Source organism: Pseudoclavibacter terrae (assembly GCF_008831075.1).
In the GTDB taxonomy this organism is placed as follows: Bacteria; Actinomycetota; Actinomycetes; order Actinomycetales; family Microbacteriaceae; genus Pseudoclavibacter; species Pseudoclavibacter terrae.
In genome coordinates, this window is record NZ_WBJX01000004.1 from 378,609 (window position 1) to 392,099 (window position 13,491).

Below are 13,491 nucleotides of genomic sequence, written 5' to 3' on the forward strand. Positions count from 1 at the left end.
CGCGGTTAGAGCCCGACCGAGGCGTAGATGCGGAAGACCTCGTCGATGCGCGCTTCCTCGTCGACCTGCTCGCCGTCTTCCGGCTCAGCGTAGAGGTCCATGATCTGCTGCCTGACGGACTCGTCGAGCGCCTCCCACTTCGCCGACCAGGCCTCGACCTCGTAGGTCCAGTAGCCGACGACCTTGTACGCGGAGCCGGGCAGGCCAAGCGTGTGACGCAGGTGGCTGCGCACCTCGCGCGTGACGCGGGTCTCACCGGCCACCCACACGTAGACGCTGCCGTCGTTCGGGATGTCGAGGCGCTTGACGGTCTCGACCAGGCGGCTCGGGCGGTGCCCGTTGCCGGAACCGCGCACCCAGTTCGCCGCCTTGAGGTCTGTGGACGGGAACAGCTCGTAGCCCGCATCCCGGATCTCGCAGACGATCTCCGTCTCCACGTCCGGCGTCAGCTCCGCCACCCGCAGGGCCGCTGGGAGGGCGGGCTCGTCGCAGATGAGCATCTGCTTCGTCACGCCCGCTGGCAGCGCGTAGAGGTCGCGCGGCGGGTTGATGCCGAGCACGTACCCCGGCTTCGCACCGAGCACCCACGTGCTCGCGATGCCGCCCTCGTGGACGACGAAGTCGATGTCGACCTCGCCCGGACGGTGGTCGCGGATCGTGTAGGTGCGCATCTGCGACGGTTCGACACCCTCCTCGTAGTCCCAGCCGCGGCCGGAGACGAACGGCAGGCGCGGCTCGAGGTGCGCCTCGTCGGGGAAGAAGAGGCGCACGTACTCGTCGCCGACGCCCGTCGTGGGGTAGTCGTGCAGGTCGTCGCCGCCGAGCGTGACGCGGATCATCCCGGGTCCGAGCTGCTTCACGCCCGTCACGACCGCACGGTGGATGCGCTCGACGTAGTCGCTCGTCCCGGTTCCGGTTGTGTCGAGGGAGGTCATTCTGCGCCGCCTACTCCGTTGCCGTCGATCGCCGAGTTGAGCATGGGGACGAACTCGTCGAGGGCCCACGGGATGGAGAGGGGTGTCGGCGCGTTGGTGGCCATGGCGAGCGGCTCGCTCTCGAGGAACAGGTAGTGGCCCGTGGCGATGGGCTCCCACAGCTTGAACGTGGGGTGGTTCAGCGTGTACTCGAGCTCCTCAGGGCTGTTGGACCAGGCGACGAAGAGGTCGGCGGGGATGGTGTCGAGCTCTTCGAGGCTGACCGCGCCGTACCAGTTGTCGCCCTCGACGGTGCCGAGCACGGTGTCCATCGCTGGCGTGTTCTGGAGGCCGAGGTCGGTGAGGAACTGCACACGAAGGTCGGTCGGAATGTAGATACCGGCCTCCGTCCCGCCATCGCTGAGGGTGAGGCCGTACGCGAAGGTCGTGTCCGCGAACTGCGGGTTCTCCTCCTTCACGGCGTCGAGCTGCCCTTGGGTCTCCGCGATGATCTCGTCGGCCTTCGCGGGCTGCCCGAGGCTGTCCCCGACGATCTCGACGAGCGACTGCCACGACTCGGAAGCCCACGCCTTCTCGGGGTACGCGACGGTGGGGGCGATCTCGGTGAGGCGGTTGTACTCGACCTCCGTGAGGCCGGAGTGCGGGGCGAGGATGACATCGGGTTCGAGGGCGAGCACCTGCTCGAAGTCGAGGTCCCCGGCGTCGCTGTAGTTGAGGATCTCGGGCATCGTGCCGCCCAGCTCCTCGACCTCGGCGCGGAACCACGGCGAGTAGCCCTCCTCGTCGCCACCCCACGTCTCGGGAATCCCGACGGGGACGGTCCCGAAGGCGGCGACGACATCCTGCGTCGCCCAGCCGACGGTCACGACGCGCTCGGGGGCCTCCGTGATCGTCGTCTCGCCGAAGGCGTGGGTCATCGTCACGGGCAGGGCACCCTCCTCCGCGGGCGTCGCCATCACTCCGTCGGCTGTCGCGGTGTCACCGGATGCGCATCCCGCGAGCGCGAGCACCCCGACGGTGGCGGCGGCGAGAGCCCCGGTCCAGCGACGGCGCGCGGAACGGTGCGTCGAAGGTCGGGGCGGGGCGGACGAGCGGCGGGTGACAGTCGAGGTCAAGGTGGCTCCATTCGACAGAGTGCAGACGCGAGAAGTAAGGGTTACCTCAGAACACACCGAGCCTACGGAGGTGGCGTATCGCTCCGCGGTCACTCGGCATCGCATTCCTGCCACCGCGTCTGGCGACGGGCCGCCCGCGCGCCGCGCTACGCTTCGAGAGTGAATCAAGGTGAGCTGGTCGGGGGGCTGCTCGTCATCTTCGTGCTCGCCGTGATCGCGATCGCCACGATCGTGGTGTTCGGCGACCTCAGCATCCGCCCCCGTCCGCGCCGCCTGCCGGTCTGGCAGTACACGCACCGCGTCATCGGCAAGGATCAGCCCTACGCCACATCCACAGGCTCGTTCCCGGCGAGCGAGCAGCGCCTCTGGGAGCTCTGGCGCGAGAGCCACACGCCCGGCAGCATCGTCGCCGTCCCGGTGGCGTCGGACCCGGTCGCGCCGAAGCCAGTCGCGGACAGCGCTGACAACAGCGGCCGCAGCGAGGCGGAAGACGCCGAGGCCAACGCCGACACCAACCCCTCGGGCGCAGATGCCGGCGGGGACACCCCTTCGGTCGATGCCGCCGAGAAGATCCCGGAGGTGCGGCAGATGCGCGTCTCCCGCGTCTCTCGGGAGCTGCGCTCGGTGTATCCGCTCGCCCTCGTGGGCTTCAACGTGTACTTCGAGGAGTACGAGAAGACCGAGTTCCCGGTCGGCCTGATCGTGCGTGGCAGCGACGGTGTCGCCATGATGACCCTCACCGACGACGACATCGTCGCGTTCGACGAGCGCGGGCGACGACTCTGGTCGAGCCGCTGGGAGCGGCTCATCTTCTCCAACGCCCACGACCTGCTGCTCTACAACGGGCACACGCAGATCCGCATCGACGACGAGGACCAGCGCGACCTCGTCGAGGCTCTCGTCGTCAAGTACGGGCGCTTCGAGCAGATGCACTTCCTGCCTGGCCCCGAGCGTCGCGCGCCTGACGCCGACGAATGACAGCCGACGCGTGACGCCTGACGCCTGACGCCTGACGCCTGACGCCTGATTCTTGCTGGTCGCGCTGCTACGGCCGCCAGTCGCTGGGCTTCGACCCCATGGCGCGACGGAAGGCGGCGCTGAACGCGCTCGTCGTGGCGTACCCGACGCGGCCCGCGACGGTGCCGACGGGGACGTCGTCGGCGAGCATCCGCGCGGCCGCGGCCATGCGCACCATGGTGCGCCAGTGCGAGAAGGTCATGCCGACCTCGGCCGCGAAGATGCGGGCGATCGTTCGGACGCTCAGCGACAGCTGCCACGCCCACGCCTCGACGCCACGATCGTCAGCTGGGTCGTTCAGCACGCGGCGCACGAGCGGGGCGAGGCGCTCGTCGCGGGGGACGGGAACTGTCTCGACGTAGCTCGTCGCCTCTGGCAGCAGTTCGATGACGACCGTCTGCGCCCGCAGGCGCTGGTCGGTCTGCATGGGCGACTCGGCGAGGTGCAGCAGCAGCTCGCGGAAGGCGGCGCCCAGCTGCACGGTGCCGACCGAGGGCCAGTCCGGGGCGACGTCGCTCGTGAAGTAGGTGCAGCATCCGGTCGACGAGGCGTCGACCTCCATCGTGTGCGGTGTGAAGGGCGGCACCCAGATGCCCTGCCCGACGGCGAGCGTGCGCAGGGCGCCTTCGACGAGCACCACGACACTGCCGCGCGACGGCCACATGATCATGCCCTCGGGATGCACGTGCGGCTCCCGGTCCCCGAGGTTCGGGCCGGTGAGCACGGCCGTCGTGAGGAGGAACGGTGCGGGGATGCCAACGGGCCTGACCTCGACGGTCGCAGGCCCTTGGCTGAATTCGAGCGCCTGGAACACGGTGGATCTCCTGGTTGTCCGGAACGCAACAGAAGTTGGCCGAACGTATCGCTAGCTGGACTTAGGTGAACCTTACTATCGACGGATGCCCCGTGAGAACCCCAAGGCCCCGACCCCCGCATCCGTCATGCGAGACGCGCTGTTCGCGTCGGGACGCAGCTGGCGGCTCACGCTCGCGACGCTCGGCTACGTCGCCCATGAAGCTGCCGAGGCCCTGGTGCCGGTTCTCGTCGGCGTCATCATCGACCGCGCCATCGTCACCGACGACGCCGTCCAGCTCACGCTGTGGCTCGGCGTGCTGCTCGCGAACTTCCTCGTCCTCTCCTTCTCCTACCGGTGGGCGGCGAGGCTCATGGTGCGCATCTACGGGCACGGCGAGCTGGAGCTCCGGCGGTCGCTGCTGACGCGGGTCCTGCACCCCAACGGGGTCACGAGTCGCCGCAGCCCGGGTGAGCTGCTGCAGATCACGACCTCCGACAGCTACCGAGTCGCGGGCGTCTCGTGGTCGGTTGTGCAGCAGGGGGCGAGCGCGGCGGCGATCCTCGTATCGTCCGCCGCGCTGCTCGCCATCTCGGTGCCGCTCGGCATCGGGGTGCTCGTCGCGTCGCTGCTGATCCTCGTGGGCATGCACGCGGCGTCCAAGCCCATCGAAGCGAGAGGGGCCCGAGAGCAGGCATCGGCGAGCGCCGCCAGCGACGTCGCGACTGACCTCGTCGCGGGGCTCCGCATCATCCGCGGCATCCGCGCACAGCCGGAGGCCACCCGCCGCTACCTGGACGCGAGCGCGGAGGCGAAGACCGGCGCGATCGCCGCGAACCGCGGCATCCAGCGGTACCTCGCGGTCAGCGGTGTCGCGTCCGGTGCGTTCCTGGCGGTCCTCGCGTTCTCGGCGGCGGCACTCGCCTCGCTGGGGCAGATCACGCTCGGCGAGCTCGTCGCCGTCGTCGGACTCGGCCAGTACCTGCAGGGCTCGCTCGCGCACGTGGGCACCTTCGCCTCCAACTGGCTGCACAAGCGGGCGTCGGCGGTCCGAGTCGTCGCGGTGCTCGGAGAGGAGCACGCCGTGCCGATCGAGGACACGCACTCCGGCGGCGCGGGGCTCGTGGATGCGGTGCGCGCGAGCGCCGACTCCCCCGCGTCGTTCTCCTGGCGGGCACCGGACGGGAGCCTCATCGACGTGGCCCCGGGCTCGCTCGTCGGCATCAGGCCCTCGACGCCGGCGTCGGCGCGGGCCCTCGCGGCCACGCTCGCGTTCCGGGTCCCGCTCGAGGCGGGCGAGGTGACGGTCACTGGCCTGGATGCGCGCACGATCGGCCCCGACGCCTACCGGCGCCTCGTCTTCGCGCCACCCCACGACGCCATCGTCTTCTCTGCGACGCTCGAGGAGAACCTCCTTCTTGAAGCGGAGGAAGTGACAGAAGCGGCGGAGCGAGGGACAGGGACGGGGGCGGGGACTCTCGCGACGGGGGTGGCGGGCACGCGTCCGACGAACTCCGGCACGCGCCGGGAAACGGCTGCCGAACGGGCGGCGCTCACGGAGGTCTCCGCGCTCGGATGGGACCGGCAGCTCGGCGAACGCGGCCGTCGCCTCTCGGGCGGGCAGCGCCAGCGCGTCCTGCTCGCGCGCGCCTTCGCGAGTGACGCTCGCGTGCTGGTGCTCGACGAGCCCGCCTCCGCCCTCGACCCGGCGACCGAGGCGCGCGTCGCCGAGTCGCTCCGCACGCATCCGGTCACCACGCTGCTCGTCACCCGCAGCCCACTGCTGCTCGCGGCCTGCGACCGGGTCGTCGAGGTTGGCGTCGCCGCGGGCTGCGCAGGGGGCGCCGCATCCGACTCCCCACCCATCGCCGACGAGCGCACCAGCACCGATGAGGAGCTGGCACGCCGATGACGCCGCTGAACCCGACCACGCCGAACGAAACGCGCGACGCGTCCGCCGGGCCCGACTCGCCAGACCTGACCGCCGCGCCCCAACCCGCGCCCGCGCCCGCGCCTGCCCTCCTGCCCATCGCGACGGGCCGCGAAACGGCGCACACCGTCGCCGCTCTGCTGCGCGCATCCCGGACCCGGATCGCGGCCATCGTGCTGCTGCTCCTCGGCGGGTCCTCGTCCACGCTGCTCGTTCCGCGCCTCCTGGGGTGGCTCGTCGACCTCGTCACGGGAGGCGCCGGCGTGGCCGCGCTCGTCACACCGGGCGTGCTGCTGCTCCTCGTCACGGCGGTCTCCGCGCTGCTGGCCTACGCGGGCATCCGCCTGCTCGTCGCTCTGGTGCAGGAGCTGGTGAGCTCCCTCCGCGAGGACGCCATGGGCGTCGTGCTCGCGATGCGCGCGAGCCAGGCCGAGAGCTCCGACTCTTCGGACATCGTGTCGCGCGTGACCGGCGACGTCGAGTCCGTGACCGAGGCCGCCTCGGGTGTGCTGCCGGCGGTCACGCAGTCGTCGTTCATGATCGTGCTGTCGCTGGCTGGGATCGCCGCGATCAACCCGTGGCTCGGGCTCGCCGCACTGGTGGCCGTGCCCGTTCAGGTGCTCGCGACGCGGTCCTTCATCCGTCGGTCCCGCCCCGTGTACGCGGAGATGCGGGTCGCCGAGGCCGAGCGCGGACAGGTCATCATCGAGGGCGTCAGCGGGGCCGACACGATCCGCGCCCACCGCCGCCAAGCGCATCAGCTCGCCGAGGTGGATGCGCGCAGCCTCCGCTCGATCGACCTCCAGTACGAGGCGGCGCGCATCCGCACGACGTTCTTCGGGCGCCTGAACGCGGGCGAGTACCTGGGCGTCGCGGCGATCCTGATCGTCAGCTTCTGGCTCGTGCAGGCGGGTGCTGTCTCGGTCGGCGGTGCAACCGCTGCCGCCCTCTACTTCCTCGCGCTCTTCGGCCCCATCGGGTCGCTGCTGTCGAGCATCGACGAGCTGCAGCTCGCCGGTGTCGGCCTCGCGAGGCTCGTGGGGGTCGTCGGGGCCGGCCGGCACCGCGTGAGCGACCGTCAGGGTGACGTGGCGCCTGCAGCCCCCGTCGAGGTGCTGCCAGAAACGCAGTCTGGGCCGTCGGCGATGCCCGCCATTGCAGTCGACGCGGTCGATTTCAGCTACGACGGCGAGCGGATGCAGCTCTCCGACGTCACCCTGACTGTCGCGCCGGGTGAGCGCGTGGCGCTCGTCGGCGAGAGCGGGTCGGGCAAGAGCACGCTCGCGCAGCTCATCGTCGGGGCGTTCGACCCGACGGGCGGCTCGGTGCTCGTGGATGGGCGGACCGCGGCGGACCGCGAGCGCGACGCGAGCGTGATGCTCGTCACGCAGGAGATCCACGTGTTCGCAGCGACGATCGCCGAGAATCTGCGCTTCGGGGCGCCCGCGGCGAGCGGTGAACAGCTCGCGGACGCGGTGCGCGAGGTCGGGGCCGAGTGGCTGCTCGAGCTCGAAGACGGCCTCGAGACCCGGGTGGGCGCATCCGGCCTCGCGCTCGACGGCGCCGCCGCCCAGCAGCTCGCACTCGCCCGGGTGCTGTTGCGCAAGCCCGCGATCCTGGTGCTCGACGAGGCGACCGCGGAGGGCGGGGGCGACGACCCGCTCGGCCTCGATGCCGCCCTCACGGTGGCGGCCAGCGGCCGCACCTCGGTCGTCGTCGCGCACCGCCTGTCGCAGGCGCGCGTCGCCGACAGGATCGTGGTCCTCCGGGCCGGGAAGGTCGTCGAGCTGGGTGCTCACGACGAACTGGTTCGCCGTGGCGGTGAATACGCCCGCCTGTGGGCCGCCTGGCAGAGCGCCTCCCCGGCCGGCTAGGCCCTCGCCTCGCGCGCGAGGGAGCGCGACGCGCCCGCCGGAAACACGGGGGTGGGAGAATGCGTGCATGACGGATGGCACCCTCGGCACCCCGCTCACCTCGGCTTCGACGCGCGCGCTGCTGCTCGGCGCAGGCGAACTCGGCAAGGAGGTCGCGATCGAGCTGCAGCGCCTCGGCGTCGAGGTCATCGCGGTCGACCGGTACGCGAACGCTCCCGCCATGCAGGTCGCGCACCGCAGTCACGTCGTCGACATGCTCGACCCGGTGGCGCTGCGCGCCGTGCTGGCGCTCGAGCATCCGGACATCGTGATCCCAGAGGTGGAGGCGATCGCGACGCAGGTGCTCGCCGAGATCGAGGCGGAGGGGCTCACCCGCGTCGTGCCGACGGCGCGGGCGACGCAGCTCACGATGGACCGCGAGGGTATCCGCAGGCTGGCCGCCGAGGAGCTCCACCTCGCGACGTCGCCGTACCGTTTCGCGGACACGTTCGCGGAGTTCGCGGCGGCCGTCGAAGCCGTCGGTCTGCCGTGCGTCGTGAAGCCGGTCATGTCCTCGTCGGGGAAGGGCCAGTCGGTGATCCGGGAGCCCGACGACATCCAGGCGTCGTGGGAGTACGCGCAGGAGGGCGGACGCACGGGCCGCGGCAGGGTCATCGTCGAGGGTTTCGTGCCCTTCGACTCCGAGATCACGCTGCTCACGGTGCGCCACGTCGGTGGCACGGTGTTCTGCGAGCCGGTCGGGCACACCCAGGTCGACGGCGACTACCGCGAGTCGTGGCAGCCGGCCGCGTTGCCCGAGGCCGCCCTCGAGAAGGCGAGAGTCGTGGCGAAGACGGTGACGGACGCCCTGGGCGGCTACGGGCTGTTCGGGGTCGAGCTGTTCATCGTCGGCGATGACGTGCTCTTCTCGGAGGTGTCGCCGCGGCCGCATGACACGGGCCTCGTGACGCTCGTCTCGCAGGACGTGTCGGAGTTCGCGCTGCACGCCCGCGCGGTCCTCGGGCTTCCGGTGTCGGAGCCGCTGCGCATCGGGGCAGGGTCCGGGGAGCCGGCCGCCGCGTCCTGCGCCGTGCTCGCTGAGGGCACCGGGGTGCCGGTCGTCGAGGGTGTGGATGCTGCGCTCGCCGTCCCGACGTCGCAGGTGCGGCTCTTCGGAAAGCCGAACGTCGCGGGCAAGCGCCGGGTCGCCGTCGCGCTCGCGCGCGGCGCCGACGTCGACGAAGCGCGGGAGCGGGCGCGCGAGGCCGCGGCGGCGCTGCGCATCACGCTGGGCTGAGGAGAGCGGACCCGCACTGGCGGGAGGCGTCGGGCTGGGCGCGCAAGCCTGGGGTCAGCGTGCGCGGGACCGCGCGGCGCCCGTGCGCCGGAGGATCAACTGGAGCAGGACGGCGCCGGCGATGATGCCGAGCTGCGCGCCGCCCCAGGCACAGACCTCCGGGAAATGCGTGTTCCCCGCGGAGCGAACCTGCATTTCTCGCAGGTCTGCGCCCGCGCTACCCCTCCAGCCCGAGCTCGCGCACGCATTCGCGGAGGAACGCGGCGCCGGCATCGTCGTGGATGAGGTCGCCGAACGTGACGACCTCATAGTCCTTCTCGAGGATCCCGTCGGCGGGGCGAACGTCGACGTGCGCGGCGTCGTACCCGCTGGCGTGCAGCTCGTCGGCCATCTTGTAGTCGCTGCGCGAGTCGCCGACCGAGCGCCACCGCTTCGGCAGCGGGCCGGCGGCCTTGAACTCGGCGAGGGCGCGGCGGGCGCCGTGATCCTTGTCGAGCTTCACCGACTCGATGTCGGTCGAGATGATCGTGGGGTCGATGCGGAACGGGACGAGGCCCCGCGCATCCGGAGCCTCCCGGTCGCCGTGGCGCATGCCGATGCCCTGCTGCGCGGCAAGCTCGAACGCGGCGTCGTCGAAGGCCTTCTGCCGTTCGAGGTAGGCCTCAGAGCTGACGTCGGTGCGCTGCTCGACCGAGATCATGGCCTTCTTGGTCTCGTCGAAGAAGAGGACGTCGCTGAACTCCCCCTCGCCCAGCTCGCGGATCGCGGCGACGTAGGCGGCGGGCGGCACGACCGACTCGTCGATGTGGAGCTCGCTCATCCCTTCGGGTGAAATCGCCGACCAGGTTCCACCCTTCTCGTACACGCCGAACATGCGCGCGCCCGGCTGCTGCAGCGCGTCGGCGAGCCCGTTCTCGAACAGCGGCTCGATGACTCGCTCGCGAATGAACTCCTCGGAGCGGCCCGTGATGAACGCGATGGGAACGCCCGCGGCGGCGAGCGTGACGAGGTCATCGAGGATGCTCTGGATCGCGACGGTGCGGGTCACTGGGCTCGCGATGGGGCCGTCGACGTCGAGGAGGAGGCCGAGGTCAGGCGTTGAAGTGGTCACGTCTCATTGTGGCAGGGGGCGAGTACCCGGGTCCAGGACGGGCGCGCCCAGTGTCGTCGGCCCCTGCTACCTTGTGCGCGGGGTCGGCTTCCGCATCAGGCCGGCGTAACCCGCAGATGTCGTCGCGGTCCTACGATGCGGACAGAATGGAGCTCGGCGTGCGCGTATGGAAGTCCTGGATCTGGCCGGGAATCAAGATCCTCCTGGTGGCCGTGATCGCCGTCGCGCTCGTCAAGATCGCCTTCTTCAGCTCCGCACCGGAAGAGTCCGCCGCCGTGCCGACCGGTGAGATCGTCGAGCCCATGATCAGCCCCGTCCTCGGCACCATCACGAACGACGTCACCTTGACCGCGAACGTGCAGGAGTCACCTGCCGTTGAAGCGAAGGTGCCCATGATGGGCACGGTCGACGCCGTCTACGCGACGCAGGGCGGGCGGGTCGAGGCGGGTGACGTGCTCGCGTCGATCCGCAACGAGAAGACGCCGCCCGCCGTGGCCCCGACGGCACCGGATGCGAGCGGCGAGGCTCAGCCAGCGCCGGCCGCCGAGCCGGAGTACGAATGGAACGAGATCGTGGCGCCGACGTCGGGCACGATCACGAAGCTCAACCTCATCGCTGAGCAGCAGGTGTCCGTCGGAGAGGCGCCGGTCGCGATCACGCCGGCGAGCTTCGTCGTGAAGGGCACGATCCCACCTGCCCAGCTGTACCGTCTCGCGACGACGCCGACGGATGCGCAGGTCACGATCACGGCCGGCCCTGCACCGTTCACGTGCACCGAGCTTCGCATCGCGTCTGGTGCCGCGGCGAAGAGCAGCAGCGCCGCGGGGGACCCGACCGGCGCATCCGGTGCGGCCGAGACGACGGACACGACGACCGTCACGTGCCGTGTTCCTGCCGAGGTGACCGTCTTCCCCGGCCTCGAGGCGAACGTCGTGCTGCACGGCGGGGTGGCGGAGAACGTGCTCACCCTGCCCATCACAGCCGTGAAGGGCCAGGCAGAGACGGGTGTCGTGTTCGTGCAGGGTGCCGACGGCAGCATCGAGGAACGCGAGGTGAAGCTGGGCCTCACCGACGGGACCCTCGTGCAGATCGCTGAGGGCGTCTCCGAGACCGACATCGTGCTCGAGTTCGTGCCCGGCGCCGACCAGGCGGCACCGGAGGACTGCTTCATCGACCCGATGAGCGGCACAGAGGTGTGCGGAATGCTGGGCGGCTGAGGTGGCGTTCATCGAGCTCCGCGACATCTCGAAGTCGGTGCGGGCCGCCGATGACAGCGAGCTGCACATCCTGCGCGGCGTGAACCTGCGGATCGAAGAGGGCGAGCACCTCTCCATCGTGGGCCGTTCGGGGTCGGGCAAGTCGACGCTGCTGAACATCCTCGGGCTCCTGGACGCGCCGACGAGCGGCGAGCTGCTCTTCGACGGCAAGCCGACCGCCGCGCTGCGGCTGCGGGCGCGTGACCGGATGCGCGGCGCCCAGATCGGCTTCGTGTTCCAGCAGTTCAATCTGCTCGAGGGGCGCACGGCGACGGAGAACGTCGCCATGCCGCTGCTCTACGCCCGCGATCGCTCGTTCTGGCGGCGAGACGCGCTCGCCAGGGAGGCGCTCACCGATGTGGGGCTCGATCATCGCCTCGACTCGCTGCCCACGCGCCTCTCCGGCGGTGAGCAGCAACGCGTCGCGATCGCGCGCGCCATCGTGCGCCGGCCGAGGGTGATCCTCGCCGATGAGCCCACCGGGGCGCTCGACGTCGAGACGGGCGCGCGCGTCATGACGCTGCTCGCCGACATCTCGAAGGAGACCGGGGCAGCGCTGGTCACCATCACCCACGACGAGAGTGTCGCGGCGAGAGCCGACCGGATGCTGCGGCTCGACGCGGGCGTGCTGGTCCCGTCGAGCGCTGGCGGGGGTACGGATGCCGTCGCACATCCGGGCACGGGCCTGCATTCGGACAGGCGCACGACGACAGACCTGGAACTGGACCTAGACCTGGACCTGGAGCTGGAGCTCGACGCGCCCTCGACCGCTCCCTCACTGAGAGCTGAGACCGAGACCGGCACTCGGTCCGCGGCCGGGACGACGGCCGGGGCGAGGGCCGGGACGACGGAAGCGACTCCTGCGGAAGGCGCGAGCGCATGAGCTGGTTGACGCAGGTTGCCGGCGCGTTCATCGAGGCCTGGGATGAGCTGCGGGTGCACCGGGTGCGCGTGACGCTGGCACTCGTCGGCATCGGGATCGCCGTGTTCGCGATCGTCGCCGTCACGGGGCTCGGGTCGATCACGCGGCAGTCGTCAATCGAGATATCCGAGCGCTCGAGCGGCCGACCCGCGAGCTACCAGCTGATGGTGTCGAGCGAGGCCACCGACGACAAGGTGGAGGCCTACGAGGCGGCGTATGCCGCCGCCATCGAACGGTATGGGATCACCTACCAGTCGACGTCCGGGTACGGGGCGACGCGCATCCAGTTCCTTGACGGCGTCGCCGAGGTCGAGTCGATGATCGTCGATCCGGCGTACGGCGAGATGCACCGGGTGAAGCTGCTCGACGGGTCCTGGCTCACGGCCAGCGACGCCGACCGTCTCGCGCCAGCGGTCGTCATCAACGAGACCATGTGGAACCGGCTCGGCAACCCCTCGATGGCTGAGCATCCGACGCTCAAGGTCGCAGGGTCGGCGCCGACCACGGCCGTCGTGGTCGGTGTCTCCGCGAACATCTACCCGGACTACCCGGAGCAGCTCTACGTTCTGAGTGACGCGCAGCACCTGCTCGGCGCCAGCTCGGGCGGCGGGATGATGGGCGGTGGCGGCATGATGAGTGGAGTCTTCACCGACCCGTTGGCTGCTGGCTCGGAGGGCGACTCCGCGACGTTCCCCACGTACGAGCTGTGGCTGCCCCTTGAGAACCACGAGCAGCTGTCGAGCCAGATCGTTCGGGACCTGAAGGCGGCGCTCGGTGACGGCGGGGCGGTCGAAGCGCAGCGCATGGACTACCTGGCGTGGGGCGACGATCCGTTCCTGGCGGTGCAGATCCTGGTGACGGCCGTCGGCGGCATCGTGCTGCTGGTCGGCACGATCGGGTTCGTGAACCTGTCCATCGTGACGGTCAAGCAGCGGGTGCGGGAGATCGGCATCCGTCGCTCGTTCGGAGCAACCGGGGGGCGCGTGTTCTTCTCGATCCTGCTGGAGAGTGTCGTGGGGACGCTGCTCGCTGGCGTCGTGGGGATCGGATGCGCGATCGTGCTGCTGCAGAATCCGCTTGTCCAGGAGGCGATCACGGGTGGGCTCGGACTCACCGATTCGGTGCCGTTCCCAGTGGATGCTGCGGTGCTCGGCATCGTCGTCAGTGTCGGCGTCGGCCTTCTCGCGGGGTTCATCCCCGCCGTCATCGCGACCCGCAGCAACGTGATCGACGCGATCAGGTCGTAGGGGCGTCGCGCGGGG

The 13,491-nt window shown here is 70.6% G+C and carries 11 protein-coding genes; 7 read left to right on the top strand and 4 right to left on the bottom strand.

From position 1 onward, the window contains the following. Positions 1 to 5: 5 nt before the first annotated feature. The gene (locus tag F8O03_RS13595; protein WP_151424323.1) at positions 6 to 935 is read right to left on the bottom strand and encodes a siderophore-interacting protein; all 930 of its coding nucleotides are present in this window, start codon (positions 933 to 935) and stop codon (positions 6 to 8) included. Continuing rightward, positions 932 to 2,050: an ABC transporter substrate-binding protein gene (locus F8O03_RS13600; protein WP_167516579.1), complete on the bottom strand. Its 1,119-nt coding sequence runs from the start codon at positions 2,048 to 2,050 to the stop codon at positions 932 to 934. The genes F8O03_RS13595 and F8O03_RS13600 overlap by 4 nt, the downstream gene beginning before the upstream one ends. A gap of 159 nt (positions 2,051 to 2,209) precedes the next feature. Between F8O03_RS13600 and F8O03_RS13605 the strand changes: the two genes are divergently transcribed. Further along, complete coding sequence (locus F8O03_RS13605; protein WP_151424325.1) at positions 2,210 to 3,028, top strand: hypothetical protein; 819 nt, start codon at positions 2,210 to 2,212, stop codon at positions 3,026 to 3,028. A gap of 67 nt (positions 3,029 to 3,095) precedes the next feature. Here F8O03_RS13605 and F8O03_RS13610 read toward each other — a convergent pair whose 3' ends face one another. Continuing rightward, positions 3,096 to 3,881: a helix-turn-helix transcriptional regulator gene (locus F8O03_RS13610; protein WP_151424326.1), complete on the bottom strand. Its 786-nt coding sequence runs from the start codon at positions 3,879 to 3,881 to the stop codon at positions 3,096 to 3,098. 85 nt (positions 3,882 to 3,966) lie between these two features. Here F8O03_RS13610 and F8O03_RS13615 point away from each other — a divergent pair, with 85 nt between their 5' ends. The 3 genes from F8O03_RS13615 to purT all read left to right on the top strand — a co-directional run bounded on the left by F8O03_RS13615 (position 3,967) and on the right by purT (position 8,940). Continuing rightward, a complete protein-coding gene (locus F8O03_RS13615) occupies positions 3,967 to 5,772 on the top strand; it encodes an ABC transporter transmembrane domain-containing protein (RefSeq protein WP_151424327.1) in 1,806 nt (601 codons plus the stop codon). Continuing rightward, positions 5,769 to 7,664, top strand: coding sequence for an ABC transporter ATP-binding protein (locus F8O03_RS13620; protein ID WP_151424328.1), 1,896 nt, complete (start codon positions 5,769 to 5,771; stop codon positions 7,662 to 7,664). The genes F8O03_RS13615 and F8O03_RS13620 overlap by 4 nt, the downstream gene beginning before the upstream one ends. Positions 7,665 to 7,731: 67 nt before the next feature. Next, the gene (purT, locus tag F8O03_RS13625; RefSeq protein ID WP_151424329.1) at positions 7,732 to 8,940 is read left to right on the top strand and encodes a formate-dependent phosphoribosylglycinamide formyltransferase; all 1,209 of its coding nucleotides are present in this window, start codon (positions 7,732 to 7,734) and stop codon (positions 8,938 to 8,940) included. A 217-nt stretch (positions 8,941 to 9,157) separates the two neighbouring features. Here the strand turns inward: purT and F8O03_RS13630 are convergent, their stop codons facing one another. After that, positions 9,158 to 10,051 (bottom strand): hypothetical protein, encoded by an 894-nt coding sequence (locus F8O03_RS13630; RefSeq protein ID WP_151424330.1) that lies wholly within the window; start codon positions 10,049 to 10,051, stop codon positions 9,158 to 9,160. Between the two features lie 146 nt (positions 10,052 to 10,197). Here F8O03_RS13630 and F8O03_RS13635 point away from each other — a divergent pair, with 146 nt between their 5' ends. The 3 genes from F8O03_RS13635 to F8O03_RS13645 are packed head-to-tail and all read left to right on the top strand — an operon-like array spanning position 10,198 to position 13,476. Next, positions 10,198 to 11,268, top strand: coding sequence for an efflux RND transporter periplasmic adaptor subunit (locus tag F8O03_RS13635; RefSeq protein ID WP_167516580.1), 1,071 nt, complete (start codon positions 10,198 to 10,200; stop codon positions 11,266 to 11,268). Between the two features lies 1 nt (position 11,269). After that, positions 11,270 to 12,190 carry an ABC transporter ATP-binding protein gene (locus F8O03_RS13640; protein WP_151424332.1) on the top strand — a complete coding sequence of 307 codons (921 nt, stop codon included), beginning with the start codon at positions 11,270 to 11,272 and terminating at the stop codon, positions 12,188 to 12,190. Continuing rightward, entirely contained in the window at positions 12,187 to 13,476 is a 1,290-nt protein-coding gene (locus tag F8O03_RS13645) for an ABC transporter permease (protein ID WP_151424333.1), read from the top strand. Before F8O03_RS13640 ends, F8O03_RS13645 begins: the two co-directional genes overlap by 4 nt. Positions 13,477 to 13,491: the final 15 nt, after the last annotated feature.

Bases quoted from the DNA above. Each gene is read 5' to 3' on its own strand.
- F8O03_RS13615 (WP_151424327.1), top strand. From the start codon at position 3,967: ATGCCCCGTGAGAACCCCAAGGCCCCGACCCCCGCATCCGTCATGCGA.
- F8O03_RS13635 (WP_167516580.1), top strand. From the start codon at position 10,198: ATGGAGCTCGGCGTGCGCGTATGGAAGTCCTGGATCTGGCCGGGAATC.
- F8O03_RS13620 (WP_151424328.1), top strand. From the start codon at position 5,769: ATGACGCCGCTGAACCCGACCACGCCGAACGAAACGCGCGACGCGTCC.
- purT (WP_151424329.1), top strand. From the start codon at position 7,732: ATGACGGATGGCACCCTCGGCACCCCGCTCACCTCGGCTTCGACGCGC.
- F8O03_RS13645 (WP_151424333.1), top strand. From the start codon at position 12,187: ATGAGCTGGTTGACGCAGGTTGCCGGCGCGTTCATCGAGGCCTGGGAT.
- F8O03_RS13595 (WP_151424323.1), bottom strand. From the start codon at position 935: ATGACCTCCCTCGACACAACCGGAACCGGGACGAGCGACTACGTCGAG.